This is a genomic window from Ralstonia sp. Ralssp110, from assembly GCF_047325135.1.
Classification (GTDB): domain Bacteria; phylum Pseudomonadota; class Gammaproteobacteria; order Burkholderiales; family Burkholderiaceae; genus Ralstonia; species Ralstonia mojiangensis.
In genome coordinates, this window is the sequence record NZ_CP168610.1 from 1,253,787 (window position 1) to 1,278,451 (window position 24,665).

Annotated in this window: 25 protein-coding genes and 1 tRNA gene; 18 read left to right on the forward strand and 8 right to left on the reverse strand. The window is 62.3% G+C overall.

Annotated elements, in window-relative coordinates; all coding sequences use genetic code 11:
* Positions 1 to 2 precede the first annotated feature (2 nt).
* The 7 genes from ACEN9T_RS14670 to ACEN9T_RS14700 all read right to left on the reverse strand — a co-directional run bounded on the left by ACEN9T_RS14670 (position 3) and on the right by ACEN9T_RS14700 (position 5,851).
* Entirely contained in the window at positions 3 to 1,046 is a 1,044-nt protein-coding gene (locus ACEN9T_RS14670; RefSeq protein WP_413708452.1) for a glycosyltransferase family 4 protein, read from the reverse strand.
* Between the two features lie 86 nt (positions 1,047 to 1,132).
* Complete coding sequence (locus ACEN9T_RS14675; protein ID WP_413708453.1) at positions 1,133 to 2,083, reverse strand: UDP-2,3-diacylglucosamine diphosphatase; 951 nt, start codon at positions 2,081 to 2,083, stop codon at positions 1,133 to 1,135.
* A 244-nt stretch (positions 2,084 to 2,327) separates the two neighbouring features.
* On the reverse strand, positions 2,328 to 3,344 hold the full coding sequence (locus tag ACEN9T_RS14680; protein WP_413708113.1) for an esterase/lipase family protein: 1,017 nt from the start codon (positions 3,342 to 3,344) through the stop codon (positions 2,328 to 2,330).
* A 30-nt stretch (positions 3,345 to 3,374) separates the two neighbouring features.
* Positions 3,375 to 3,899, reverse strand: coding sequence for an RDD family protein (locus ACEN9T_RS14685; protein ID WP_092969539.1), 525 nt, complete (start codon positions 3,897 to 3,899; stop codon positions 3,375 to 3,377).
* Between the two features lie 97 nt (positions 3,900 to 3,996).
* Positions 3,997 to 4,836: a DUF3106 domain-containing protein gene (locus ACEN9T_RS14690; RefSeq protein WP_092969541.1), complete on the reverse strand. Its 840-nt coding sequence runs from the start codon at positions 4,834 to 4,836 to the stop codon at positions 3,997 to 3,999.
* An 11-nt stretch (positions 4,837 to 4,847) separates the two neighbouring features.
* On the reverse strand, positions 4,848 to 5,288 hold the full coding sequence (locus ACEN9T_RS14695) for a DUF3619 family protein (RefSeq protein ID WP_092969543.1): 441 nt from the start codon (positions 5,286 to 5,288) through the stop codon (positions 4,848 to 4,850).
* On the reverse strand, positions 5,285 to 5,851 hold the full coding sequence (locus ACEN9T_RS14700; protein WP_413708114.1) for an RNA polymerase sigma factor: 567 nt from the start codon (positions 5,849 to 5,851) through the stop codon (positions 5,285 to 5,287). Before ACEN9T_RS14700 ends, ACEN9T_RS14695 begins: the two co-directional genes overlap by 4 nt.
* Positions 5,852 to 6,210: 359 nt before the next feature.
* Here ACEN9T_RS14700 and ACEN9T_RS14705 point away from each other — a divergent pair, with 359 nt between their 5' ends.
* From ACEN9T_RS14705 to ACEN9T_RS14730, 6 genes are all read left to right on the forward strand, one after another.
* Positions 6,211 to 7,968, forward strand: coding sequence for an acetolactate synthase 3 catalytic subunit (locus ACEN9T_RS14705; protein WP_092969547.1), 1,758 nt, complete (start codon positions 6,211 to 6,213; stop codon positions 7,966 to 7,968).
* Positions 7,968 to 8,459 carry an acetolactate synthase small subunit gene (gene ilvN / locus ACEN9T_RS14710; protein ID WP_004630835.1) on the forward strand — a complete coding sequence of 164 codons (492 nt, stop codon included), beginning with the start codon at positions 7,968 to 7,970 and terminating at the stop codon, positions 8,457 to 8,459. Before ACEN9T_RS14705 ends, ilvN begins: the two co-directional genes overlap by 1 nt.
* A gap of 55 nt (positions 8,460 to 8,514) precedes the next feature.
* Entirely contained in the window at positions 8,515 to 9,531 is a 1,017-nt protein-coding gene (gene ilvC, locus ACEN9T_RS14715; RefSeq protein ID WP_004630832.1) for a ketol-acid reductoisomerase, read from the forward strand.
* A gap of 147 nt (positions 9,532 to 9,678) precedes the next feature.
* Entirely contained in the window at positions 9,679 to 10,326 is a 648-nt protein-coding gene (locus ACEN9T_RS14720) for a phosphatidylserine decarboxylase (protein WP_413708115.1), read from the forward strand.
* Between the two features lie 13 nt (positions 10,327 to 10,339).
* Positions 10,340 to 11,212, forward strand: coding sequence for a CDP-diacylglycerol--serine O-phosphatidyltransferase (pssA, locus tag ACEN9T_RS14725; RefSeq protein ID WP_024975283.1), 873 nt, complete (start codon positions 10,340 to 10,342; stop codon positions 11,210 to 11,212).
* A gap of 317 nt (positions 11,213 to 11,529) precedes the next feature.
* The gene (locus ACEN9T_RS14730; RefSeq protein ID WP_004630827.1) at positions 11,530 to 13,071 is read left to right on the forward strand and encodes a 2-isopropylmalate synthase; all 1,542 of its coding nucleotides are present in this window, start codon (positions 11,530 to 11,532) and stop codon (positions 13,069 to 13,071) included.
* 244 nt (positions 13,072 to 13,315) lie between these two features.
* Here the strand turns inward: ACEN9T_RS14730 and ACEN9T_RS14735 are convergent, their stop codons facing one another.
* A complete protein-coding gene (locus tag ACEN9T_RS14735; protein WP_413708454.1) occupies positions 13,316 to 13,825 on the reverse strand; it encodes a hypothetical protein in 510 nt (169 codons plus the stop codon).
* A gap of 118 nt (positions 13,826 to 13,943) precedes the next feature.
* Here ACEN9T_RS14735 and ACEN9T_RS14740 point away from each other — a divergent pair, with 118 nt between their 5' ends.
* The 12 genes from ACEN9T_RS14740 (at position 13,944) to ACEN9T_RS14795 (ending at position 24,627) form a co-directional block, all read left to right on the forward strand.
* The gene (locus ACEN9T_RS14740; RefSeq protein WP_413708116.1) at positions 13,944 to 15,203 is read left to right on the forward strand and encodes a branched-chain amino acid ABC transporter substrate-binding protein; all 1,260 of its coding nucleotides are present in this window, start codon (positions 13,944 to 13,946) and stop codon (positions 15,201 to 15,203) included.
* A 160-nt stretch (positions 15,204 to 15,363) separates the two neighbouring features.
* A complete protein-coding gene (rpsO, locus tag ACEN9T_RS14745) occupies positions 15,364 to 15,633 on the forward strand; it encodes a 30S ribosomal protein S15 (protein ID WP_012436069.1) in 270 nt (89 codons plus the stop codon).
* A 329-nt stretch (positions 15,634 to 15,962) separates the two neighbouring features.
* Entirely contained in the window at positions 15,963 to 18,131 is a 2,169-nt protein-coding gene (gene pnp, locus ACEN9T_RS14750) for a polyribonucleotide nucleotidyltransferase (RefSeq protein ID WP_092969555.1), read from the forward strand.
* Positions 18,132 to 18,231: 100 nt separating this feature from the next.
* Positions 18,232 to 19,185 carry an HAD family hydrolase gene (locus ACEN9T_RS14755; RefSeq protein ID WP_092969556.1) on the forward strand — a complete coding sequence of 318 codons (954 nt, stop codon included), beginning with the start codon at positions 18,232 to 18,234 and terminating at the stop codon, positions 19,183 to 19,185.
* Between the two features lie 39 nt (positions 19,186 to 19,224).
* On the forward strand, positions 19,225 to 20,229 hold the full coding sequence (locus ACEN9T_RS14760; RefSeq protein WP_413708117.1) for an NAD(P)H-quinone oxidoreductase: 1,005 nt from the start codon (positions 19,225 to 19,227) through the stop codon (positions 20,227 to 20,229).
* Positions 20,230 to 20,308: 79 nt separating this feature from the next.
* Entirely contained in the window at positions 20,309 to 21,055 is a 747-nt protein-coding gene (tpiA, locus tag ACEN9T_RS14765) for a triose-phosphate isomerase (RefSeq protein WP_092969560.1), read from the forward strand.
* 62 nt (positions 21,056 to 21,117) lie between these two features.
* Complete coding sequence (gene secG, locus ACEN9T_RS14770) at positions 21,118 to 21,480, forward strand: preprotein translocase subunit SecG (RefSeq protein WP_092969562.1); 363 nt, start codon at positions 21,118 to 21,120, stop codon at positions 21,478 to 21,480.
* A 179-nt stretch (positions 21,481 to 21,659) separates the two neighbouring features.
* Positions 21,660 to 21,744 (forward strand) — tRNA-Leu (locus ACEN9T_RS14775).
* 163 nt (positions 21,745 to 21,907) lie between these two features.
* Positions 21,908 to 22,267 carry an NADH-quinone oxidoreductase subunit A gene (locus ACEN9T_RS14780; protein WP_004630810.1) on the forward strand — a complete coding sequence of 120 codons (360 nt, stop codon included), beginning with the start codon at positions 21,908 to 21,910 and terminating at the stop codon, positions 22,265 to 22,267.
* 6 nt (positions 22,268 to 22,273) lie between these two features.
* The gene (locus ACEN9T_RS14785; RefSeq protein WP_004630808.1) at positions 22,274 to 22,756 is read left to right on the forward strand and encodes a NuoB/complex I 20 kDa subunit family protein; all 483 of its coding nucleotides are present in this window, start codon (positions 22,274 to 22,276) and stop codon (positions 22,754 to 22,756) included.
* Between the two features lies 1 nt (position 22,757).
* Complete coding sequence (locus ACEN9T_RS14790) at positions 22,758 to 23,360, forward strand: NADH-quinone oxidoreductase subunit C (protein WP_092969564.1); 603 nt, start codon at positions 22,758 to 22,760, stop codon at positions 23,358 to 23,360.
* 13 nt (positions 23,361 to 23,373) lie between these two features.
* Positions 23,374 to 24,627, forward strand: a complete 1,254-nt coding sequence (locus ACEN9T_RS14795; RefSeq protein ID WP_413708118.1) for an NADH-quinone oxidoreductase subunit D — start codon at positions 23,374 to 23,376, stop codon at positions 24,625 to 24,627.
* Positions 24,628 to 24,665 lie beyond the last annotated feature (38 nt).

Here is a 24,665-nt window from a genome sequence, read left to right on the forward strand (position 1 = left end):
ACTCAGGCACCCGCGGCGGTGGACGGCTCGGCGGCCTTGGTGTTGTCGGCGGAGGCTACGGGCATCGGACGCAGGTGCGCGAGGAATTGCTCCGAGGCGGCGCGCCACGAGAACTTCTCGGCATGCGCACGCGCCGTGACGCGGTCGATGCGCAGCGCTTCCAGGCAGGCTTCCCGCAGGTCTTCGCGCAACGCACCGGCCGGTGAATCGCCCAGCACGTCGATCGGGCCCGTCACCGGATACGCTGCCACCGGCAGGCCGCTGGCAAGTGCTTCCAGCAATACCAAGCCGAACGTGTCGGTGCGGCTCGGGAAGACGAACACATCGGCCGAGGCATACACCTTGGCCAGCTCCGGCTGCTTGAGCACGCCGAGGTAGCTGGCATTCGGGTACTTCGCTTTCAACCCGGCCAGCGCGGGGCCCTCACCGACCACCCACTTGGACCCCGGCAGATCCAGCTCCAGGAAAGCTTCGACGTTCTTCTCCACCGCCACACGGCCGACATACAGGAAGATCGGGTGCGCCGTGTTGAGCACGTTGCTGCGCTGGGCGGTGAAGATGTCCAGATCGACGCCGCGCGTCCACAGCACGCCGTTGGTGATGCCGTAGTCGGCAAGGTCTTTAAGCACCACGGGCGTCGGCGCCATCACGGCCTGCGCAGGGCTGTGGAACCAGCGCAGAAAGCGATACGTCCACGCCAGCGGAATGCCGAAGCGCGCCTGCACATACTCCGGAAAACGGGTGTGGTACGCAGTCGTATAGGGCAGCTTGTGGCGCAGCGCATAGGCGCGTGCGGCCAGGCCCAGCGGGCCTTCGGTGGCGATGTGCAGCGCCTGCGGGGCGAACTTCTCGATGCGCTCGCGCACGCGCTTGGCCGGCAGGATCGACAGGCGGATTTCCGGATACGTCGGGCACGGCACCGTCTTGAATTCCAGCGGCGTGATCATGTCGACGATGTGCCCCATGGCCTCCAGCTCGCGACGCGTCTGGGTGAGGGTGCGGACGACGCCGTTGACCTGCGGTTCCCAGGCATCGGTGACGATCATGACTTTCACGGGCTCTCCTTGGGGGGTAGGTTGGGCGGCAGCGGGCTGCACGAGGTCGATGCTGGGGTGGGTCATAGAGGCTTCCATCAGGCGGCGGTCGCAGCGGCACGGCGTGCGCGGCGGGAGGTGCGCGGCGCATCGAGCAGATGCGTCCAGTAGACGATCTGCAGTTCGCCTTCCATGGTTTCGACCAGGGCAGAGAGACTCTCCACCCAGTCGCCGTCGTTGCAGTAGAGCTGGCCGTCGATCTCGCGGATCTCGGCTTTGTGGATATGACCGCAGACCACGCCGTCGCAGCCGCGGCGCCGCGCTTCGTCCGTCATCACGCGCTCGAACGAATTGATGAAGTTGACTGCGTTCTTGACCTGATGCTTCAGGTATTGCGACAAAGACCAGTACGGAAAACCCAACCGCACGCGGATCCGGTTGAAGTGCCGGTTCATCGCCAGGATGAAGGTGTAGAGCGAGTCGCCGACGTAGGCCAGCCAGCGGGCGTGCTGCATCACGCCGTCGAACAGGTCGCCGTGCACGACCCACAGGCGCTTGCCCGTGGCCGTCACGTGCACCGCGTCTTCAGCGACTTCGATATCGCCAAAGTTCAGCCCGTGGAACTGGCGCGCCATCTCGTCGTGGTTGCCCGGGATGAAGACGACGCGTGTGCCTTTGCGCGCGCGGCGCAGCACCTTCTGCACCACATCGTTGTGTGCCTGCGGCCAGTACCAGCCCTTGCGCAGTTGCCAGCCGTCAACGATGTCGCCCACCAGGTACAGCGTGTCCGATTCGTGGTGCTTGAGAAAGTCGAGCAGGTAGTCGGCCTGGCAGCCCGGCGTGCCGAGGTGGATGTCCGACAGCCAGATCGTGCGGTAACGCTGGATTTTTTCGGCAGGCGGATCAGTGTCCGTGTCGGCCGATCGATCGGGCGCCAACGTCGACGCCGGCGTGGCGACCGGTGCTTCGTGTTCGCGCACATCGCCCCGACCTGCCGGTACAGCCGAGCCCAGCGCACCCGCGGCGGCGAGTCCGGCGGCCATTTGCATCAGCGGCGGTGGAGCGTTCCAGTCGGAACCGGTGAGGGGAGCAGCGCGAAAGCGTTGCGCGAGGCGGCGGAGGAAACCAGGGCGCGATGGCAGATTTGGCAGGACCATGTCGGCAACAGAGGCTGCGTTGGACGGATTTCGCCATCGCTGCATGAAAAAGCCGTGTCAGAAACATGACCGTCACATGACGTGATTGCCGAGAAAGGGGCAGGCGTGCGCCCAAGACCTGCGCCGGGCGCGCATTTCAGGCTGATGGGATCGCGGAGATGCCTTCAATGTGTGCGAGTTCCGTCAGCACAGCGTCGCGCACGCGTGCGTCGCATAGCAGCGACACATGGCCGATGCCCGCGAACGAGATGTGACGCGCGCCTTGCAGGCAGGAGGCACCAGCCGGGCCGACGATGGAGTCGTGCCACGAAAAAATCGACGTGATGCGCGCTCGCACGGCTGGCGTTTCGGACGCGGCAAGCTGGCGCAGCCAAGGGCTCGCCCAGGCCATCTGGCGCACGTTGTGACCGCGTCCCGTCCGCGCCATTGCCGTGCCCCGATGCGGCGTGCCGAGTGTGATGACGTGGGCAACAAGGCAGGGCTCCGATTGGCGCAGCAGAGCTCGGGCGGCGAGCCCACCCATGCTGTGGCAGAGCAGGACGGGCGCACGGCCATGCATGCGCGTCAGGCGCGCGACGGCGGCCGCAATGTCGCGGGCGTAGTCGTCGATATCGCCCAGCAGCGGCATGAGATCGATGGCATCGGTCGGGTGTCCGGCGGCGGCCAAATGGCGCTGCATCGGCAGCCACACGGCGCGATTGCACCCGTAGCCGTGAATCATCAGCACAGGCACGCGCTTGCCCTCATCGGCGGGCGCATCGAACGTGGCATGCGCCTGGAAGGGTTGCAGCACGTTGAACATCCAAGCGACGGATACGCACTCGCGGAACCAGCATGCGATAAAGCCGGCGATGCCGACGCGCTGTTCGCACGGCACGGGCATGCGGTCCCACATGGGGTCGTCCGGTACCGCCGTGCCCAGGCTCTTCAGCGACACCAGGAACGCCCACCCGATCGAAACGAGATACCCGAGCACCAACGCCACGCCCGCGAGCCCACTCGCCGCCGGCCAACTCCATCTGCCCCACCGATGTGCCGCCCAGCCAACCGCCAGCGTCGCCGCACATTGCAGCACCACGGCAATGCGGCGCGCTGTGGCCGCGGTCAGGGAGGCGAAGGGAACAGGGGAGGAGGGAAGATCGGCGCGCGTCATGGTGGAGGTCGCCGCCGAGCGTGCAGCCGATCAGTCGCGCACCAGCCGGGTGCCGGCCAGGCGATCGTGCAGGAATTGGCGCTGCGGATCGAGCCACGCCAGCGCGCCCCAGGCCAGCAGGCACGCCAAAGCGACTCCCGCGCCGGCCCAACGGGACGCCCCGCTCAGGTGGATCACGCCGACTGCCGCGACCACCCATACCCACGCCAGCACATAGCGCGCAACGGCGCGGCCCAACGAAATACGTGATCCATCGGCGTTGACTACGCGCATGCGCCAGGTCTGCATCGCTAGCGTCTGGCCGCGTTTGCGCCAAAACCAGACGAAGTACAGACCAAGTGCCAGAAAACCCCACACCTGCAGCCCTACATCGCCTGTGCGCGCCAGCGGTGGCACGATCAGGCGCAGCAGCAGAAAGACAGCCGTGGCGCCAAACATCACGCCAAACAGCAGCAGGCCCTCGTAGAGCATCGCAGCAAGACGGCGGCGCAGCGTGGGCGCAGCACGCGGATCAGGCGCCGCAGCGGGGGAAGGCGAGGAAACGGAGGTGGCCATCGAACAGAGTGTGAGCGCCGTCGGCGCAGTCCATCATGTGCCGGCGCACAGGGTCGCGCGGCACGTGGTTCGGATTATGCCAAACGGTTTGCCGGCCTCAGCCGCCCAGCACCGTGGAGGGCGGCGGATTGCCCGATTCCCCGCCGCTGGTGGTGGGCGGTGCAACGGGGTGCGCGGGAGTGACTGGCGCGCTTGCAGGTGCAGGTGCGGCAGTGGCGGATTCGGGCGCGGGAGTTGCGGCCGGTGCGGATGCGGTGGCGGTCGGCTTGCCCGTCGGCGTCGATTTGGTCGTGCCGGGCTTGGTGCGCGCACCGTGATGGATCGATTTGGCCGCGTCTTTCGCCAAGCCTGCGCCGCCCGGCAGCGCCGTCACTGCAGACGGGTGCTTTTGCGCCTTGGCCGCGGCCGCCAGCGCTTTTTTCTGCTCTTCCGTCAGCTGCTGGTAACTCTGCCAAGCCTCGCTCTTCTTCTGCACCGGGAGCGACTTGGTGGTCTGGAAATTTTCACGCGCGCGGTGACGTTGCTCCGGGGTGAGCTTGACCCAATCCGCCATGCGCGTTTGCAGGCGCTGCTGCTGAGCCGGTGTGTACTTCGGATACGCCCGGGCGATCTGCAGCCATTTTTTGCGGGCCAGTTCCGGCAGGCCATTCCATTCCGGCGCCAGCGGCGCGAAGATGCGCTGCTGCACGATGGTCAATTCGGCCCAGTTCGGGTGGACAGCGGGCAGCGGATTGGTCGCGGGCGGTGTCGGCAGATCAACCGGCGCATTGACTGTCACGGCCGGTGCCGCGGCAGGTGCCGAAGCGGTAGGAACCTGCGCGATCGCAAGTCCCGCCATCAGACCGGCTGCGCCGACCAACGCAACGATGCTGGCGCGTAGGCACACGGTCTTTGCGCCTCGCGGTGATTGGCCGTGGGTGTGCTGGAAGTTGCTCATCGATCAGCCTTTCACTGATCGTGCTTGAGGTACTGATGGAAGCCTTGATCGGCGTAAGCGGCCAGCGGCAGATCGTCGAGCAGCATCGCGGCGTCGACCTCGGCGAGTTCGTCCACGCGTTGCTGCTGTTGCCACTGATAGATGCCCGCGAGCCCCGCCACCAGCGCGATGGTCGGCCACAACAGGCCAAGGCGGCGCAGGACTGCGGCGGCGCGCTGCAGCGGCGACGGTGCTTCGCCTTCCGTGTCGAAGGACACCGAGCCGACGCCCGGCATTGCCAAGGCAGGCGAGCGCACCGTGCTCGGCACTTCCGCTTTCTTGTGCGCAAGCGCCGTCCGGCGCGCCGCTGCAAGGCGGTCGCGCACGTCGGGCGGCAACTGTCCTGCCGACTCGTTCAGAGCGGTTCGGACGGCATGCACAAAACGGCGTTCTCGGAGTTCTACCTTGTTCATAGTCGGATCCCTCGCGCCCGCAGCGCTTGGGCCAGGGCGTGTGTTGCCCGCGAGCAGTGCGTTTTTACGCTGCCCTCGGAACAGCCCATCGCCTGAGCTGTCTCGGCAACATCCATGTCCTCCCAGTAACGCATCAGGAAGGCCTCCCGTTGACGCGTGGGCAGCTTCTCAATTTCGCGCTCCAGGATTTCCAGCATCTGCGAGCGCTCGACTTTGTCGGCGCTGCTCTCCGCCGCTGTGGTGCCGGCTTCGCTTTCTATGAGTTCAAGCGGGTCCGTGTCGTCACCCTCAGCGTCCGCGCGAAAGCTTGAGAACAGGCTCACCCACGTGTTGCGTACCTTGGAGCGGCGAAACCAGTCGTGAATCGTGTTCTGCAGAATGCGCTGAAACAGCAGAGGCAGCTCGGCGCTTGGCTTGTCGCCGTATTTCTCGGCCAGCTTGATCATGGCGTCCTGCACGACGTCGAGCGCGGCATCGTCGTCGCGCACCGCGAAGACCGCCTGCTTGAAGGCGCGTTTCTCGACGCTTAGAAGAAAGGCCGACAATTCCTGTTCAGAGGCCATACAACGGCGGGTGCGAATCCTGTGAGGCAGCCGCGCGAAAATTCACATACTCAAGATGTGATGATCACGCCGCGTGGCGTCAACGGCCTTGGCCGTGAAAAATGTTGCGATGCTAGCAAAAATGCGGCTCTACGGACAGTCCGACTGGCGGGCGGGCCGCCAAGAACTGGGAATCGCGCCGGTGCTGGACCGCCATGCGGCATTGCAGTATTATCCCCGGTTCACAACATCTGTGGTTTGTCTCATCTGGCCGCCCATCAGGCGGACCATCCATGCAGACGCGCACCGCTCAAATCCGCGCCACAAGCCCGGTAGAGAGCATCCAAACAATTTTTTGCCGAAAATTGCAAAGGACTGACATGAATATGCCAAGCGCGGAATTTTCCCACGCCAATAGCGGTTCATCTGCCGACATGATGGGGGCTGACATCCTCGTCAATGCGCTCGCGGCAGAGGGCGTCGAGTTCGTCTGGGGTTACCCCGGCGGCGCGGTGCTCTATATCTACGACGCGTTCTACAAGCAAAACAAGATCGAACACATCCTGGTGCGCCATGAACAGGCGGCAGTCCATGCGGCTGACGGCTATGCGCGTGCCACGGGCAAGGTCGGTGTCGCCCTGGTGACCTCCGGCCCGGGCGTGACCAATGCCGTGACCGGCATCGCCACCGCTTACCTGGATTCGATCCCGATGGTGATCATCACTGGCAACGTGCCAACGCACGCCATCGGCCAGGATGCCTTCCAGGAGTGCGACACCGTCGGCATTACCCGCCCGATCGTCAAGCACAACTTCCTGGTCAAGGACGTGCGCAATCTCGCCTCGACCATCAAGAAGGCGTTCTACATCGCCGCAACGGGCCGTCCGGGCCCGGTGGTGGTGGATATCCCCAAGGATGTCTCGCGTGAACTTTGCAAGTACGAGTATCCGAAGACCATCGAGATGCGCTCGTACAGCCCGGTCAACAAGGGCCATTCGGGCCAGATCCGCAAGGCGGTAAGTCTGCTGCTGCAGGCCGAGCGTCCGTACATCTATTCGGGTGGCGGCGTTGTGCTTGCCGAGGCCAGCGAAGAACTGCGCCAACTGGCTGCGCTGACGGGTTATCCCGTGACGAACACGCTGATGGGTCTGGGCGCTTTCCCGGGTACCAGCAAGCAGTTCGTGGGCATGCTGGGCATGCACGGCACGTACGAAGCCAATATGGCAATGCAGAACTGTGACGTTCTGATTGCCATCGGCGCGCGTTTTGATGATCGCGTGATTGGCAGCCCGGCACACTTCTCGTCGCAGCCGCGCAAGATCATCCACATCGACATCGATCCGTCGTCCATCTCCAAGCGCGTGAAGGTCGACATCCCCATCGTCGGCAACGTCAAGGACGTGCTGCAAGAGATGATCGCCCAGATCCAATCTGGCGAAGCCAAGCCCAACAAGGCGGCGCTGGCCAAGTGGTGGGAACAGATCGAGCAGTGGCGCAGCGTCGATTGCCTGAAGTACGACCGCACGTCCGAGATCATCAAGCCCCAGTACGTGGTCGAGAAAATCTGGGAACTGACCAATGGTGACGCCTTCGTCTGCTCCGACGTCGGTCAGCACCAGATGTGGGCCGCGCAGTTCTACAAGTTCAACGAGCCGCGCCGCTGGATCAACTCCGGCGGGCTCGGCACGATGGGCGTGGGCTTGCCGTACGCAATGGGCATCAAGAAGGCATTCCCGGACAAGGAGGTCGTCACCATCACCGGTGAGGGCTCGATCCAGATGTGCATCCAGGAGCTGTCGACGTGCCTGCAGTACGACACGCCGGTGAAAATCTGCTCGCTCAACAACGGCTATCTGGGCATGGTGCGCCAGTGGCAGGAAATCGAGTACGACAACCGTTACTCGCATTCCTACATGCAAGCGCTGCCTGACTTCGTGAAGCTGGCCGAATCGTATGGCCACGTTGGCATGCGCATCGAGAAGACGTCCGACGTCGAACCCGCGTTGCGCGAAGCCTTCCGACTCAAGGACCGCACCGTGTTCCTCGACTTCCAGACCGACCCGACAGAAAACGTCTGGCCGATGGTCCAGGCAGGCAAGGGTATTTCTGAAATGCTGCTCGGCGCGGAGGACCTCTAATGCGCCACATCATTTCCGTCCTGCTGGAAAACGAACCGGGCGCGTTGTCACGCGTGGTCGGCCTGTTCTCTGCACGCGGCTACAACATCGAGACGCTGACGGTCGCCCCGACTGAAGACGCTTCGCTGTCGCGCATGACGATCGTCACGACCGGCTCTGACGACATCATCGAGCAGATCACCAAGCACCTGAACCGCTTGGTGGAAGTCGTCAAGGTCGTCGACCTGACCGAGGGTGCGCACATCGAGCGCGAGCTGATGCTCGTGAAGGTGCGCGCAGTCGGCAAGGAACGCGAGGAGATGAAGCGTACCGCGGACATCTTCCGCGGCCGCATCATCGACGTGACCGAGAAGACCTACACGATCGAGCTGACCGGCAACGGCAGCAAGCTCGACGCGTTTCTCGATGCCATCGATCGCACTGCCATTCTTGAGACCGTCCGTACGGGCGGCTCGGGCATCGGCCGCGGCGAGCGCATTCTGAAGGTTTGAACCGGCGCGTGCGTGCTGCCGGACTCCATCGATATTTGAAAATTAGGACATCACCATGAAAGTGTTTTACGACAAGGACGCCGACCTCTCCCTGATCAAGGGCAAGAACGTCACCATCATCGGCTACGGCTCGCAAGGCCACGCCCACGCCCTGAACCTGAACGACTCGGGTGTGAAGGTGACGGTCGGTCTGCGCAAGAACGGCGCGTCGTGGAACAAGGCCGTCAACGCCGGCCTGCAGGTCAAGGAAGTGGCCGAAGCTGTGAAGGAAGCCGACGTTGTCATGATCCTGCTGCCGGACGAGCAGATCGCCGACGTGTACAAGAACGAAGTGCACGGCAACATCAAGCAGGGCGCCGCACTGGCATTCGCCCACGGTTTCAACGTGCACTACGGTGCCGTGATCCCGCGCGCCGACCTGGACGTCATCATGATCGCCCCGAAGGCTCCGGGCCACACCGTGCGTGGCACGTACACGCAAGGCGGCGGCGTGCCGCATCTGATTGCCGTGCACCAGGACAAGTCGGGCGCTGCGCGTGATATCGCTCTGTCGTACGCTACCGCCAACGGCGGCGGCCGTGCCGGCATCATCGAGACGAACTTCCGCGAAGAAACCGAAACCGACCTGTTCGGCGAACAGGCCGTGCTGTGCGGCGGTACCGTCGAACTGATCAAGGCTGGTTTCGAGACGCTGGTCGAGGCTGGTTACGCTCCGGAAATGGCGTACTTCGAGTGCCTGCACGAGCTGAAGCTGATCGTCGACCTGATCTATGAAGGCGGCATCGCCAACATGAACTACTCGATCTCGAACAACGCCGAATACGGCGAGTACGTCACTGGCCCGCGCGTCGTGACGGAAGAGACCAAGAAGGCCATGAAGCAATGCCTGAAGGACATCCAGACCGGCGAATACGCCAAGAGCTTCCTGCTGGAGTACAAGGCAGGCCAGCCGACGCTGATCTCGCGCCGCCGCCTGACCGAAGAGCACCAGATCGAGCAAGTTGGCGCCAAGCTGCGCGCGATGATGCCCTGGATCGCCAAGAACAAGCTGGTTGACCAGACGAAGAACTGATCGGTTGCATCCTGTGCAAGAAAGCCGGCCTTCGGGCTGGCTTTTTTTTATGCTGATTCCAGGGCGCCAAACATTGTTTCAAGTGCTGGCGCGGCCCCGTGTCGGCTAGAATGCCGCATTTCCTTCAAGACGCTGTCGAGGTCTGATTTGAACAACACGTATCCGCATCCCATCATTGCCCGCGAGGGTTGGCCGTACCTGGGCGGGATTTTCATCGTCACGCTCATCGTGCAGGCCGCCGCCGGCTTCGGCTGGGCTTGGCCGTTCTGGGTGCTGACGCTGTTTGTGCTGCAGTTTTTTCGAGATCCGGCCCGCGTCGTGCCAACGCAGGCCAATGCGATTCTGTCGCCGGCTGATGGTCGCATCGTCGCCGTCGAGCAGGTGCGTGACCCGTATGCCGATCGCGACTCGCTGAAGATCAGCGTGTTCATGAATGTGTTCAACGTGCACTCGAACCGTGCGCCGGTCGACGGCACTGTGCAGCAGGTGCAGTACTTCCCGGGCAGGTTCGTCAATGCGGACCTGGACAAGGCGTCGCTTGAGAACGAGCGCAACGCCATTGTGCTACGCCGCGCTGATGGCCAGCTCGTCACTTCGGTGCAGGTGGCCGGATTGATCGCGCGACGCATCCTTTGCTATACCAAGGCAGGCGAAGCGCTCACGCGCGGCCAGCGTTATGGCTTCATCCGCTTTGGCTCGCGCGTTGACGTGTACTTGCCGCTGACGGCGCGCCCGCGCGTGACCATCGGCGAGAAAGTATCCGCCACGCTTACGGTGCTTGCAGAGCTGGACTGATCCGGAGGCCGCCATGCCCGCGTTCAACCGACGCAAGAAGCGTTTTACCGCCGGCAACGTGACGCACTTGCGTCCGCTGCGGCACAATCAGCCGCGCTCGGATGACGACGATCTTGAGATCGTGCGTCCGCGCCGTCGCGGCATCTATCTGTTGCCCAACGCGTTCACGACCGCGGCGCTCTTCGCCGGCTTCTTCGCCATCGTGCAGGCGATGAACCTGAACTTTGAGACGGCTGCGATCGCGATCTTCGCGGCGATGGTGCTCGACGGCATGGACGGCCGTGTCGCTCGCATCACCAATACGCAAAGCGCGTTCGGCGAGCAATACGATTCGCTGTCGGACATGGTGTCATTTGGCGTTGCGCCGGCATTGGTCATGTACGAATGGATTCTGCGCGACCTGGGCAAGTGGGGTTGGCTTGCGGCGTTCGTGTATTGCGCTGGCGCTGCGCTGCGCCTCGCGCGCTTCAATACGAACATCGGGTCGGTCGACAAGCGCTTCTTCCAAGGCATGCCGAGCCCAGCAGCCGCAGCGCTCATCGCGGGTTTTGTCTGGCTGGCGATCGACAACAAGCTGCCGGTCAAAGAACTGTGGATGCCGTGGGTGGCCTTCGGGCTGACGCTATATGCGGGGCTCTCGATGGTGTCGAACGCGCCGTTCTACAGCGGCAAGGCGCTCGACGTTCGTCACCGCGTGCCATTTGGCGTGATGGTGCTCGTCTTGGTGCTGTTCGTTGTGATATCGAGCGATCCGCCAGTCGCGCTTTTCGGCCTGTTTGTTGGTTACGCGGTATCGGGCTATCTGCTCTGGGGCTGGCGTGCTCTGCATGGGCAACAAGGGAGCCCGCGCTTGCCGAAACAGGCGTCCGGCGACGCACATGAGTGACCGATGCGCTGCACCAATGTGCGCTTGCGCCGATTTTTGATTTCGTCTATAGTCATTCGCATGCTTTCGCACCCGATTTCCATTCTGATTACGCTAGTCTCGATTGATGGCCTACTAGGTCGTCAGGTCGGGACACGCGCATAGGAAATCGCAAGACAAGGCAAGCAGAAACCGCCAAGTTTTCGCGAACCAGAATTCCCGGCGCCCCGGCCTGCAACCATGCACGCCGGGGCGTTTTGCATTCTGCGCCGCAAAAAAACATTCGAGACACCCACTAAGACCGACGCCAAAAACGTCACCCCCACCAAGGAGCCGCCATGAGCGACAAACTCATCATTTTCGATACCACCTTGCGCGACGGCGAACAGTCCCCTGGGGCGTCGATGACCAAGGAAGAGAAGATCCGCATTGCCAAGCAGCTTGAGCGGCTCAAGGTGGACGTGATCGAAGCCGGCTTCGCGGCCAGCTCCAATGGTGACTTCGAGGCGATCCGCGCGATTGCGCAGTCGGTCAAGGATTCGCGCATTTGCTCGCTGGCCCGTGCGAACGATCGCGATATCTCCCGCGCTGCGGAGGCGCTCAAGCCGGCCGGCCAGTTCCGTATCCATACGTTTATCGCCACGTCGGCGTTGCACATGGAGAAGAAGCTGCGCATGTCGCCGGATCAGGTGTACGAGCAGGCGCGCCTGGCGGTGCGCTTCGCGCGCCAATTCACCGACGACATCGAATTCTCGCCGGAAGATGGTAGCCGCTCCGACATGGATTTCCTGTGCCGCGTCTTGGAAGGCGTGATCGCCGAGGGCGCCACGACCATCAACCTGCCAGATACGGTGGGCTACGCGGTGCCGGAAGGTTATGCCGCGCTGATCCGCTCGGTGCGCGAGCGCATCCCGAATTCCGACAAGGCGGTCTGGTCGGTGCACTGCCATAACGACCTGGGCATGGCGGTCGCCAACTCCCTGGCCGCTGTCAAACTGGGCGGGGCACGCCAGATCGAATGCACGATCAACGGCCTGGGTGAGCGTGCCGGCAACACCAGCCTCGAAGAGGTGGTGATGGCAGTGAAGACGCGTCGCGACTACTTCAATCTCGACGTCGGTGTCGATACCACGCAGATCGTGCCGGCGTCCAAGCTGGTTTCGCAGATCACCGGTTTCGTCGTGCAGCCGAACAAGGCGGTCGTGGGCGCCAACGCGTTTGCGCACGCTTCGGGCATCCACCAGGATGGCGTGCTCAAGGCACGCGACACATACGAAATCATGCGTGCCGAAGACGTGGGCTGGACAGCCAACAAGATCGTCCTGGGCAAACTCTCGGGTCGCAATGCGTTCAAGCAGCGTCTGCAGGAGCTGGGCATTGAGCTCGATTCAGAAGCCGAGCTGAATGCGGCCTTCACCCGTTTCAAGGAACTGGCTGATCAGAAGGCTGAGATCTTTGACGAGGACATCGTCGCCATCGTTTCGAACGAAGCACAGCACAGCGAGGGCGAGCATTTCCGGTTCGTGTCGCTGGCCCAACGTTCGGAAACTGGTGAGCGTCCGCACGCGCGCATCGTCTTCGTTGCAGACGGCAAGGAAGTGACGGGCGAAGCGGAGGGCAATGGCCCGGTTGACGCGACGCTCAATGCGATTGAGAGCAAGGTCGCCAGTGGCGCCGAGCAGCTGCTGTATTCGGTTAACGCCATCACGACAGGCACTCAGGCGCAGGGCGAAGTGACGGTGCGGCTGTCCAAGTCGGGTCGCATCGTCAACGGTGTGGGTACCGATCCGGACATCGTTGCGGCTTCGGCCAAGGCTTACCTTGCTGCACTGAACAAGCTGCAGGACAAGAGCAGCGAAAAACTCAACCCGCAGATCTGATCGCGGGTTCTACCAACACACGCAGGAGTCAGCCCAGACCCCAACACGATCACCACTGAGCGCGCACCCGGTTATCCACCGGAACGCGAAGCGGGTGCGGCGGCACCGGGCACGTCAGGAGCGTGCGCCATGCCAGCCGTCTTTGAGAGCGATGTCTGTGCGATCCACGGCATAGCCGACCCGAATGTCCACGCCAGGCGATGCGCCTCGCGTGGATGTTGCCGTTCTGGCGTTGAGCGCTGGCTTACCGGCTGGCATCGTGATCGTGGTCGTACATTGGATCTGGGCTGATCTGCGTGAGGCGCACAGTGCCGTCGCGATCGAAATAGAAGTTCATTAGCGATGGCCACACGCCCTCGTGCCTAAAGCGATACGACCACACCTGCCGATGCATGAGCCGGAAATAGGCGGTCTCCTCCGGCTTGCCGAACGTCTGCAACACATCATTCTGCGTCGCTGTGCCGACGCGGATCTGCGCAAAATCCATCGTGGTCAGAATCTGCCGGAACGAGATGAGCTTGCCGCTCGCATCGAAGTCAGCGGCATACGTGAATTGTCCATAGGGCTGCGTCGGATATAGCCAGCGCGTGCCGCCATCCGCACGCGGATACCGTTCGGGTGGTTTGCCAAAGCGGGCTTCCACGGCCGAAGCGGGTTGGCCGAGCAGCGCTTCGCCCGTTTGCACGGGCGCCAGCACGGTACACGCGCACATGGATATGAGCGCTACAGCGAGGAGCGTCGCGCTCCGCCACATCGATCGAATGCTCACAATGATTCTCCCGGGGCTTTCAGTGTAGGAGCCCATGCGAGTGGTGCTGGCTTGTGCCGACATGCAACGGCGCTTTACCATCCGCGGTTCACGGAGATTTGCCATGGTGTTTCGTTGGTTTTTGGCCGCGCTGGCGGCTGTAGGATTGTGTGGCGGGGCAACTGCCCAACCTGAAGCCGCGCCAATCCGGCTGGCGCTGATTGAAGGGCTGTCAGGCCCGTTTGCCAATGCGGGCGAGGCAGTGGATCGCAATCTGCGCATGGCCATTGAGAACGTCAATGCGCGCGGCGGTGTGAAGCTGCCCGATGGCCGTCATCCGCTTGCGCTCGTGCGCTTCGATAGCAAGAACACCGTCGACGAATCGTTGCTGCAATTGCAGGCCGCAACGGATGCGGGTATCCGTTTCGTTCTGCAGGGCAACAGTTCAGCGGCCGCGGCGGCGTTGTCGACGTCGATTTCGCGCTACAACGACCGTCATCCGGACGCGCGCGTGCTGTTCCTGAACTACGCCGCCGTCGATCCGGCGCTGACCAACGAGGCATGCAGCTTCTGGCATTTCCGCTTCGACGCGTCGGCCGACATGCGCATGCACGCGCTGACCGAAGTGATCCGTGCGGACAAGACCATCAAAAAGGTCTACCTGATTGGGCAAGACTACGCGTTCGGTCGCCAAGTGGCGCAATCGGCGCGTCAGCAGTTGAGCGAGAAGCGGCCGGACATAGCGATCGTTGGTGAGGTGCTGCACCCGATCGGTAAAGTGAAAGATTTTGCGCCATATGTGGCGCGCATCGCCGCATCGAGTGCGGATACGGTCGTCACCGGCAACTGGGGTAACGATCTGACGCTGCTCGTCAAGGCCGCACGGGATGTCGGGCTAAAAGCGCGCTTCTTTACGTTCTACGGCAACTCGCTCGGCGCACCAGGCGCGATGGGCGAAGCCGGCGTCGGTCGTGTGGTGGCTGTGGCGGAGTGGCATCCGAACCTGGGTGGAGTGAAGTCCGATGCGTTCTACAAGGCCTTCCGCGCTCGTTACCCGGCGCCCGCCGACGATTATCCGCTACTGCGCGACCAGATGATGGTGACCATGCTGGCCGCGGCCATCGAGCGGGCCGGCTCTACGGAAGCTGCGGCCGTGGCACGTGCGCTGGAAGGCGCATCACTCGACAACGGCTTCCACCGCATCACGCTGCGGGCCGAGGATCACCAGGCCATCCAGCCGCTTATCGTCACGCAGATGGAGCGGGCGGGCACGCCCGGTGTGCCCTTTGATATTGAGGGCTCAGGCTACGGCTTTCGCACGCTTAAAGTGATTCCAGCGTCGCAAACCGCTTTGCCGACCACGTGCAAAATGGAGCGCCACTGAGCAGCGGTGACACAGAACTGTCGTCATGGCGGGGTTCTGGGCTATAATCGCGGTCTTGCTGTCCAGCCCGCTTTTGGATGGGGCGGCAAGATCATTGTTCAACACGGCACCAACGGCGGCTGTTCAGGCGCTGCAGTGTCCGCAAGTCAAAGGAATCAAAATGTCCGTCGCTGACATCAAGAAGCAAGACATCGTCAAAGATAACGGCCGCAGCGCCAACGACACGGGTAGCCCGGAAGTGCAGGTTGCACTGCTGACCGCCCGCATCAACGAACTGCAGCCGCACTTCAAGGCGCACATGAAGGATCACCACAGCCGTCGCGGCCTGCTCCGCATGGTGAGCCGTCGCCGCCGTCTGCTGGACTACCTCAAGAGCAAGGACGCTGACCGTTACACCGCGCTGGTTGCGAAGCTGGGTCTGCGTAAGTAATGGTGGGTATCACGCACTGCGCGTGATGAAAAGTGCCTGCGTCAGCGTGCTGATGCAGGCATTTTGTTTTTGGCGGCCGTGTTTGTGGCCGCGCCGGGCAACCGGTGAGTGATGGCAGCCGGCCACTTCAAGATGAAGCGGCTGCCATGGACCGGAGACGGCAGGGAGCGGGGCCTTGTGTCATTCCAGCGCGGCGTTGGTGCCAGCGCTGCGCTGGAATGGCATAAAACACACCTCTGCAACCGCACCGTCTTCCGGAACGTGTTTGTCGCGGCGTAATGAAATCGACTTTGAATCGTCGGTGCTGCGAATACCGAACAGGAGAAAACATGTTCAACAAGATCGTCAAAGAATTCCAGTGGGGCGGCCATAAGGTCCGCATGGAAACGGGTGAGATCGCCCGCCAAGCGAGCGGCGCTGTGCTGCTCGACATGGACGACACCGTCGTGCTCGCTACCGTGGTGGGCGCCAAGAACCCGAAGCCGGGTCAAGACTTCTTCCCGCTGACCGTCGATTACCTCGAGAAGACCTACGCTGCCGGCAAGATTCCGGGTGGCTTCTTCAAGCGTGAAGGCCGTCCGTCAGAAAACGAAACGCTGACCTCGCGCCTGATCGATCGCCCGCTGCGTCCGCTGTTCCCGGAAGGCTTCTACAACGAAGTCCAGGTCGTCATCCACGTGCTGTCGATCAACCCGGAAGTGCCGGCCGATATCCCGGCGCTGGTCGCTGCTTCGGCTGCGCTGGCTGTGTCGGGTTTGCCGTTCAACGGCCCGGTGGGTGCTGCCCGCGTGGGTTACAAGGATGGCCAATACCTGCTGAACCCGAACCGTGCGCAACTGGCGCACTCGGATCTGGATCTGGTTGTGGCCGGTACCGAGCGTGCCGTGCTGATGGTCGAATCCGAAGCTCAGCAACTGTCGGAAGAAGTCATGCTGGGCGCCGTGGTGTACGGCCACGAGCAGATGCAGATCGCCATCAACGCGATCCATGAGCTGGTGCGCGATGGCGGCAAGCCTGAGTGGGATTGGCAAGCTGCTCCGAAGAACGAAACGCTGACCGCCAAGGTGTCGGAGCTGGGCCTGGCCGATCTGCAAGCCGCTTACCAACTGCGCCAGAAGTCGGCCCGCAGCCAGAAGCTGAAGGAAGTCTACAAGTCGGTCGCCGCCAAGCTGGCCGAAGCCGGCGTGGAAGCCGACGGCGTGGAAGTCGACAACATTCTGTTCGAGCTCGAATCGAAGATCGTGCGCGGCCAGATCCTGAACGGCGAACCGCGTATCGACGGCCGCGACACCCGCACGGTGCGCCCGATCGAGATCCGTTCGTCGGTGCTGCCGCGTGCGCACGGTTCGGCCCTGTTCACGCGTGGTGAAACGCAAGCGCTGGTGGTGGCCACTCTGGGCACCAAGAGCGACGAGCAGATCATCGATGCGCTGCAAGGCGAGTACCGTGACCGCTTCATGCTTCACTACAACATGCCGCCGTTCGCCACGGGCGAAACGGGTCGCGTGGGCAGCCCGAAGCGCCGCGAAGTCGGCCACGGTCGTCTGGCCAAGCGCGCGCTGATCCCGGTGCTGCCGAAGGATGACGAATTCGCTTACACGATCCGTCTGGTGTCCGAAATCACCGAGTCGAACGGTTCGTCCTCGATGGCTTCGGTGTGCGGTGGCTCGCTGTCGCTGATGGATGCTGGCGTGCCCATCAAGGCGCACGTGGCTGGCGTGGCCATGGGCCTGATCCTGGAAGGCAACAAGTTCGCTGTGCTGACCGACATCCTGGGTGATGAAGATCACCTGGGTGACATGGACTTCAAGGTTGCTGGTACCGACGCTGGTATCACCGCGCTGCAGATGGACATCAAGGTGCAAGGCATCACCAAGGAAATCATGCAGGTGGCACTGGCACAAGCCAAGGAAGGCCGTCTGCACATCCTGGGCAAGATGCAGGCTGCCATGGGCGGCGCACGTACCGAACTGTCGGAACACGCTCCGCGCATGATCACGGTCAAGATCAACCCGGAGAAGATCCGCGACGTGATCGGCAAGGGCGGTTCGACCATCCAGGCGCTGACCAAGGAAACCGGCTGCACGATCGACATTCAGGAAGACGGCACGATCACCATCGCGTCGACGTCGTCGGAAGGCATGGCAGAAGCCAAGCGCCGCATCGAGGGCATCACGGCAGAAGCCGAAGTGGGCAAGATCTACAACGGCACTGTGCTCAAGCTGCTGGATTTCGGCGCAATTGTGAACATTCTGCCGGGCAAGGACGGTCTGCTGCACATCTCGGAAATCGCCAACGAGCGCGTGAACCAGGTTTCCGACTATGTGAAGGAAGGCCAGGCTGTGCGCGTGAAGCTGCTGAGCACCGACGAGAAGGGCCGCATGCGTCTGTCGATCAAGGCTGCCAAGGCTGAAGAGGGTGACGTGCCGGCCGCCGCACCGCAAGCACCGGGTGCTGGCGACGCTGCCTCGCAGCAACAGCAGCAACAACAGCAGTAAGCGAGGGGTTTTCGCTATGAAAAACGGCTGGACGATGTCCAGCCGTTTTTTTGTTTACACTGCGTCGCGAGTTCCTCCCACTGCCTCTTCGCGCCCCATCATGAGCCGCCTGTTCGAGCAAAACCGCATCGCCATCGTCTGGGATTTCGACAAGACGCTGATTCCGCGCTACATGCAAGTGCCGCTGTTCGATCGTTTCAACATCTCCGAGCAGGCTTTCTGGGACGAAGTGGCTGCAGGCTCGCGCGAAATTGAATCGCGCGGCCAGAAGGTCAACCACGAAACGTTCTACCTCAATGTGCTGCTGCGCCATGTGCGCGACGGCCGCATAGGGGGGCTCGACAACGCCACGCTGCGCGAACTGGGCGCCGAACTCGAGTTCTTCCCCGGCGTGACCGATTTCTTCGAGCGCAGCAAGGCGTGGGTGCGCGACAACGCAACCTACCAAGCGTTCGACATCAAGCTTGAGCACTACATCGTCAGCACAGGTCTGACGGAGATGATCAAGGGCTCGCCCATCGCCCCATACATCGATGGCGTGTGGGGCTGCGAATTCCTGGAGGCGCCCGACGCCAACGCGGATGGCCGGGCGGTCGTCTCGGAAATCATCTACGCCATCGACAACACCACCAAGACGCGCGCACTGTTTGAGATCAACAAGGGCGTCAACAAACACCCGGAAGCAGTGAGTGTGAATTCGTCGATTGCCGAGGACGAACGCCGCGTGCCGTTCGCCAACATGATCTACGTGGCTGACGGGCCGAGCGATATTCCGGCGTTTTCGGTCGCCCGCAAGGGCGGGGGGCGCACCTATGCGGTCTACAACCCGGAGAGCCCTCGCTCGTTCGAGCAGGCCGACAACTTGCGTGCCGATGACCGCGTCGACATGCTCGGCCCGGCCGATTATCGCGCCGGCTCGCCGACGGAGATGTGGCTCAAGTTGCATATCGGCAAGATCGCCGACGGCATCGTCCACGGCAAACAAGAAATCATGCGCGAGACCACGCGCGGCATTCCGCAGCACTTTGTCGAACCGAAGCGTAGCGTCTCGTAACGCGCGCACAGCGTCTTAACCCCCATCGATCCGATTCCCATGAAAGCGATTGAAATCACCCAATACGGTGGCCCCGAAGTCTTGAAGCTTGGCGAGCGCCCGACGCCGGAGGTAAAGGCTGGCGAGGTGCTGATCCGCGTGCGTGCGGCGGGTGTGAACCGGCCCGATGTGTTCCAGCGCACGGGCAACTATCCGGTACCGCCAGGTGCCTCCGATATTCCGGGGCTTGAAGTTGCTGGCGAGATTGTCAGTGGCGATCTGGCGCACGCCGACAATCGCTTCGGCTTGAAGGTGGGCGATCGCGTTTGTGCGCTGGTGCAAGGCGGCGGCTATGCGGAGTTCTGCACAGCGCCGCTGGGCCAAGTGCTGCCCGTGCCGGCCGGCTTGTCCGATGTCGAGGCCGCAGCATTGCCCGAGAACTATTTCACCGTATGGTCAAACGTGTTCGACCGCGGCTTGCTGGGGCAGGGCGCGCACGGCGCCGACGAAACGCTACTCGTGCAGGGTGGCTCCAGCGGCATCGGCACGACTGCGATTCAGATCGCGTCTGCATTGGGTCACCGCGTGTTCGCCACCGCGGGCAGCGCCGACAAGTGCAAGGCCTGTGTCGACCTCGGGGCCACGCGCGCCATCAACTACAAGACCGAAGATTTCGTCGAGATCGTCAAGGCTGAGACAGGGCGTGGCGCCGACGTGGTGCTCGACATGGTCGGCGGCAGCTATGTCGCGCGCGAAATTGCCTGCACTGCTGATGACGGCCGCATCGTATTGATTGCGTTGCTGGGTGGTGCCAAAGCCGAGGTGCCCCTTGGCGACATCCTTCGCCGTCGCATTACGCTCACCGGTTCGACGCTGCGCCCGCGTCCGGTCGCGTTCAAGGCGGCCATCGCGGCCAATCTGTATAAAACGGTCTGGCCTTTGTTGACGTCCGGGCGCATCAAGCCGGTCGTCCACGAGGTCATGCCAGCCGCACAAGCGGGGCAGGCGCATGCGTTGATGGAATCAAGCGCCCATATCGGCAAGATCATGTTGGTTTGGGATTGATTCCAAGACGTCGAAATTGACCCTGTTTTTGCCACCGCGGTAGAATGCCGGGTTTATTTGACAGTCGACCGGGCAAAACGTGAACGCAAGACCGAAGCTGGTGGTGGGCAACTGGAAACTACATGGCAGCCTGAGCGCGAACGCCGCGCTGCTTGAGCAGATCAAGGCGGCAGGTAAAACCAACGCCACGCTGGCCGTATGTGCGCCATTCCCATACTTGGCGCAGTGCCAGTCCTTGCTCATGGGTTCTGTGGTGGGCTGGGGTGCGCAGGATGTGTCGGCTGAAACGCGAGGCGCTTTCACCGGCGAAGTCGCGGCGTCGATGCTGTCGGAATTCGGCTGCGGCTACGTGATTGTCGGTCACTCCGAGCGTCGCTCGTACCACGGCGAAACTGACGCGCAAGTGGCGACCAAGGCGCTGCGCGCATTGGAACATGGCATCACGCCGATCGTCTGTGTGGGCGAAACGCTCGCACAGCGCGAGGCTGGTGAGACCGAGCAGGTGGTCGGCCGCCAACTGGATGCGGTGCTGGAAGCGCTGTCGGTCGAGCAACTGGGTCGTATCGTCGTGGCGTATGAACCGGTTTGGGCGATCGGCACGGGCAAGACTGCCAGCAGCGAGCAGGCGCAGGCTGTGCACGCATTCCTACGCGCACGTGTTGCTGCCCGCGACGCTGGCGTGGCGCAGCGCCTGGCGATTCTGTACGGCGGCAGCGTCAAGCCGGACAATGCCGGCGAGTTGTTTGCAATGGCGGACATCGATGGCGGCTTGATTGGCGGCGCATCGCTGAAGGCCGAAGATTTCTTGGCGATCGGTCGCGCATAAGCGACGGATCGAGTTGCCATGTCCCCCATGTGCGACTGCAACATATTATTGAGAGAAACGAAATGGCAATTCTGAAGACTCTGCTGCTGGTGGCGCAAATTCTGAGCGCGCTCGGCGTGATCGGCCTGGTGCTCTTGCAGCACGGCAAGGGCGCGGACGTGGGAGCGGCGTTCGGCTCCGGCGCATCGGGTAGCCTGTTTGGCGCCACCGGTTCAGCAAACTTCCTGTCGCGCACGACTGCTGTGCTGGCCACTGTATTCTTCATTGCCACGCTGGCGTTGACGTTGATCGGCACCAGCAAGGGCAGCGTGTCAGCGGGTGTGATGGGTTCAGTCGCGCCTGTCACGTCTACGGCCTCCGCTCCTGCGGCTTCGGCTCCTGCTGCCGCTCCGGGCGCGGCTTCGGCGCCGGCTGTGCCCAAGTAATTTGATGTAACGATCGCGGCGTGCCGTTGACGTTTTCCGGTGCGTCGCGAGGCATAAGATTTTTGTTTGTGCATTGAACAAAAGCGTTGCTTTGCGGTAGAATGCAAGGCTTGAAACAACACGGGGAACGGCAAGGGCGTTAAGTCTCAACCGGGTTCCTGATAGAGTTTCTTCCCCCAGCCGACGTGGTGAAATTGGTAGACACGCTATCTTGAGGGGGTAGTGGCGAAAGCTGTGCGAGTTCGAGTCTCGCCGTCGGCACCAATCAAATTCGGGGTCTGTTCAACGGGATGTTCCGCGCAGGCCCCTCCGCAAGACGACGCGCAGTTGAAGCGTCGTAAGGCTGCGGACCCGGCGCCTTCGATGGGGCGACAAGGCGCCGCCTGCGGGCTGTGCTGTTGCAACCATTCAAAAAGGCGGGCGTCCCTTGAACCTCGAAGCCTATTTCCCCGTACTGTTGTTCATCGTTGTCGGCGTTGGCCTCGGCCTTGCTCTGATGACCATCGGCCGAGTCCTCGGTCCGAACAATCCCGATCCTGACAAGCTCTCGCCGTACGAGTGCGGCTTCGAAGCATTCGAAGATGCGCGCATGAAGTTCGACGTGCGCTATTACCTCATCGCCATCCTGTTCATCCTGTTCGATCTGGAGACTGCGTTCCTCTTTCCTTGGGGCGTGGCGCTGCGTGAGATTGGTTGGCCGGGGTTCTTTGCGATGGGCGTGTTTCTTCTCGAGTTTCTCGTGGGCTTCGTCTACATCTGGAAAAAAGGCGCGCTCGATTGGGAGTGATGTGAAATGGCGATCGAAGGCGTACTCAACGAAGGCTTTGTCACGACCACCGCTGACAAGCTGATCAACTGGACCCGTACCGGGTCACTCTGGCCGATGACGTTCGGCTTGGCCTGCTGTGCTGTGGAAATGATGCACGCCGGCGCATCGCGTTATGACCTGGACCGTTTCGGCGTGGTGTTTCGCCCGTCGCCGCGTCAGTCTGACGTCATGATCGTGGCCGGCACGCTGTGCAACAAGATGGCGCCTGCGCTGCGCAAGGTGTACGACCAGATGGCCGAACCTCGGTGGGTCATCTCGATGGGTTCCTGCGCGAACGGCGGCGGTTATTACCACTACTCGTATTCCGTTGTGCGTGGCTGCGATCGCATCGTGCCGGTCGACGTGTACGTGCCGGGCTGCCCGCCCACGGCTGAAGCACTGATCTACGGCATCATCCAGCTGCAGGCTAAGATCCGCCGCACCAATACCATCGCGCGCAAGGCCTGACATGACCGACAAGCTTGCCACCCTGAAGGCCGCGCTGGAAAAGGCGCTGGGCAGTCGCGTTCAAAGCCTGACCGAATCGGTCGGAGAACTCACCCTCGTGGTGAAGGCTGCCGATTACCACGAGGTCATGCGCACCTTGCGCGATGACGCTTCGCTCAAGTTCGAACAGCTCATGGACTTGTGTGGCGTCGATTACGCAGACTACGGTGACGGTGCCTGGAACGGCCCGCGTTTTGCCGCTGTGTCCCATCTGCTATCGATCACGCACAACTGGCGCGTTCGCGTTCGCGTGTTTGCGCCGGACGACGACCTGCCGGTGGTGTCGTCTGTGACCACGATCTGGAGTTCCGCTGACTGGTTCGAGCGTGAGGCGTTCGACCTCTATGGTCTGGTCTTCGAAGGCCATCCGGATCTGCGTCGCATCCTGACCGACTATGGCTTCATCGGCCACCCGTTCCGCAAGGACTTCCCCGTGTCGGGTTACGTTGAAATGCGTTACGACCCGGTGCAGCGCCGCGTGGTCTATCAGCCGGTAACCATCGAGCCGCGCGAGATTACGCCGCGTGTGATCCGCGAGGATCAATACGGTGGTCTGAAGCACTGAAGGGCGCCCGATCATGGCAGATATCAAGAACTACACCCTGAACTTCGGTCCGCAACATCCGGCCGCGCACGGCGTGCTGCGCCTTGTGCTTGAGCTGGACGGCGAAGTCATTCAACGTGCCGACCCGCACATCGGCCTGCTGCACCGCGCGACTGAAAAGCTCGCCGAGCAAAAGACCTGGATTCAGAGCGTGCCGTACATGGACCGCCTCGACTACGTGTCGATGATGGTCAACGAGCACGCCTATGTGATGGCAATCGAGCGCCTGCTGGGTCTCGAAGTGCCGCTGCGTGCGCAGTACATCCGCGTCATGTTCGACGAAATCACGCGGATCATGAACCACCTGATGTGGATCGGTTCGCACGCGCTGGACGTGGGTGCCATGGCGGTGTTCCTGTACGCCTTCCGCGAACGCGAAGACCTGTTCGATATGTACGAGGCGGTTTCGGGCGCGCGCATGCACGCAGCCTACTACCGCCCGGGCGGGGTCTACCGCGACCTGCCTGACACGATGCCGCAATACAAGGCATCCAAGGTGCGCAACGAGAAGGCCCTGGCCGCCCTGAACGAAACGCGTTCGGGTTCGCTGCTGGACTTCATTGAAGACTTCACCCACCGCTTCCCGAAGTACGTTGATGAGTACGAAACGCTGCTGACCGATAACCGGATTTGGAAGCAACGTCTGGTGGGTATCGGCGTGGTAAGCCCGGAGCGCGCACTGAACAAGGGTTTCTCCGGTGCGATGCTGCGTGGTTCGGGCATCGAATGGGATGTGCGCAAGAAGCAGCCGTACGAGGTGTACGACCGCATCGATTTCGATATCCCAGTCGGCGTGAACGGCGATTGCTACGACCGTTATCTGGTACGCGTGGAAGAAATGCGCCAGAGCAATCGCATCATCCGTCAGTGCATCGAGTGGCTGCGCAAGAATCCGGGTCCGGTGATCACCGATAACCACAAGGTGGCGCCGCCGTCGCGCGTGGACATGAAGACCAACATGGAAGAGCTGATTCACCACTTCAAGCTCTTCACCGAAGGTATGCACGTGCCCGAAGGCGAAGCATATGCCGCCGTTGAGCACCCGAAAGGTGAGTTCGGCATCTATGCAATCTCCGATGGCGCCAACAAGCCGTACCGTCTGAAGATTCGCGCACCGGGCTTCGTTCATCTGGCCGCGCTCGACGAAATGGCGAAGGGTCACATGATTGCCGATGCGGTGACGATCATCGGTACGCAGGACATCGTGTTTGGCGAGATTGACCGCTGAACGCCCAGGAAACAACGGTTTGACGCGCAGGCAAGCGC

Coding starts and splice junctions, on each gene's coding strand:
- ACEN9T_RS14735 (WP_413708454.1), bottom strand. CDS start 13,825: ATGTGGCGGAGCGCGACGCTCCTCGCTGTAGCGCTCATATCCATGTGC.
- ACEN9T_RS14755 (WP_092969556.1), top strand. CDS start 18,232: ATGAGCCGCCTGTTCGAGCAAAACCGCATCGCCATCGTCTGGGATTTC.
- ACEN9T_RS14705 (WP_092969547.1), top strand. CDS start 6,211: ATGAATATGCCAAGCGCGGAATTTTCCCACGCCAATAGCGGTTCATCT.
- ACEN9T_RS14685 (WP_092969539.1), bottom strand. CDS start 3,899: ATGGCCACCTCCGTTTCCTCGCCTTCCCCCGCTGCGGCGCCTGATCCG.
- ACEN9T_RS14760 (WP_413708117.1), top strand. CDS start 19,225: ATGAAAGCGATTGAAATCACCCAATACGGTGGCCCCGAAGTCTTGAAG.
- ilvC (WP_004630832.1), top strand. CDS start 8,515: ATGAAAGTGTTTTACGACAAGGACGCCGACCTCTCCCTGATCAAGGGC.
- ACEN9T_RS14695 (WP_092969543.1), bottom strand. CDS start 5,288: ATGAACAAGGTAGAACTCCGAGAACGCCGTTTTGTGCATGCCGTCCGA.
- ACEN9T_RS14675 (WP_413708453.1), bottom strand. CDS start 2,083: ATGCAAATGGCCGCCGGACTCGCCGCCGCGGGTGCGCTGGGCTCGGCT.
- ACEN9T_RS14690 (WP_092969541.1), bottom strand. CDS start 4,836: ATGAGCAACTTCCAGCACACCCACGGCCAATCACCGCGAGGCGCAAAG.
- ilvN (WP_004630835.1), top strand. CDS start 7,968: ATGCGCCACATCATTTCCGTCCTGCTGGAAAACGAACCGGGCGCGTTG.
- rpsO (WP_012436069.1), top strand. CDS start 15,364: ATGTCCGTCGCTGACATCAAGAAGCAAGACATCGTCAAAGATAACGGC.
- ACEN9T_RS14740 (WP_413708116.1), top strand. CDS start 13,944: ATGGTGTTTCGTTGGTTTTTGGCCGCGCTGGCGGCTGTAGGATTGTGT.
- ACEN9T_RS14670 (WP_413708452.1), bottom strand. CDS start 1,046: ATGATCGTCACCGATGCCTGGGAACCGCAGGTCAACGGCGTCGTCCGC.
- ACEN9T_RS14680 (WP_413708113.1), bottom strand. CDS start 3,344: ATGACGCGCGCCGATCTTCCCTCCTCCCCTGTTCCCTTCGCCTCCCTG.
- pnp (WP_092969555.1), top strand. CDS start 15,963: ATGTTCAACAAGATCGTCAAAGAATTCCAGTGGGGCGGCCATAAGGTC.
- ACEN9T_RS14790 (WP_092969564.1), top strand. CDS start 22,758: ATGACCGACAAGCTTGCCACCCTGAAGGCCGCGCTGGAAAAGGCGCTG.
- pssA (WP_024975283.1), top strand. CDS start 10,340: ATGCCCGCGTTCAACCGACGCAAGAAGCGTTTTACCGCCGGCAACGTG.
- secG (WP_092969562.1), top strand. CDS start 21,118: ATGGCAATTCTGAAGACTCTGCTGCTGGTGGCGCAAATTCTGAGCGCG.
- ACEN9T_RS14795 (WP_413708118.1), top strand. CDS start 23,374: ATGGCAGATATCAAGAACTACACCCTGAACTTCGGTCCGCAACATCCG.
- ACEN9T_RS14785 (WP_004630808.1), top strand. CDS start 22,274: ATGGCGATCGAAGGCGTACTCAACGAAGGCTTTGTCACGACCACCGCT.
- ACEN9T_RS14730 (WP_004630827.1), top strand. CDS start 11,530: ATGAGCGACAAACTCATCATTTTCGATACCACCTTGCGCGACGGCGAA.
- ACEN9T_RS14700 (WP_413708114.1), bottom strand. CDS start 5,851: ATGGCCTCTGAACAGGAATTGTCGGCCTTTCTTCTAAGCGTCGAGAAA.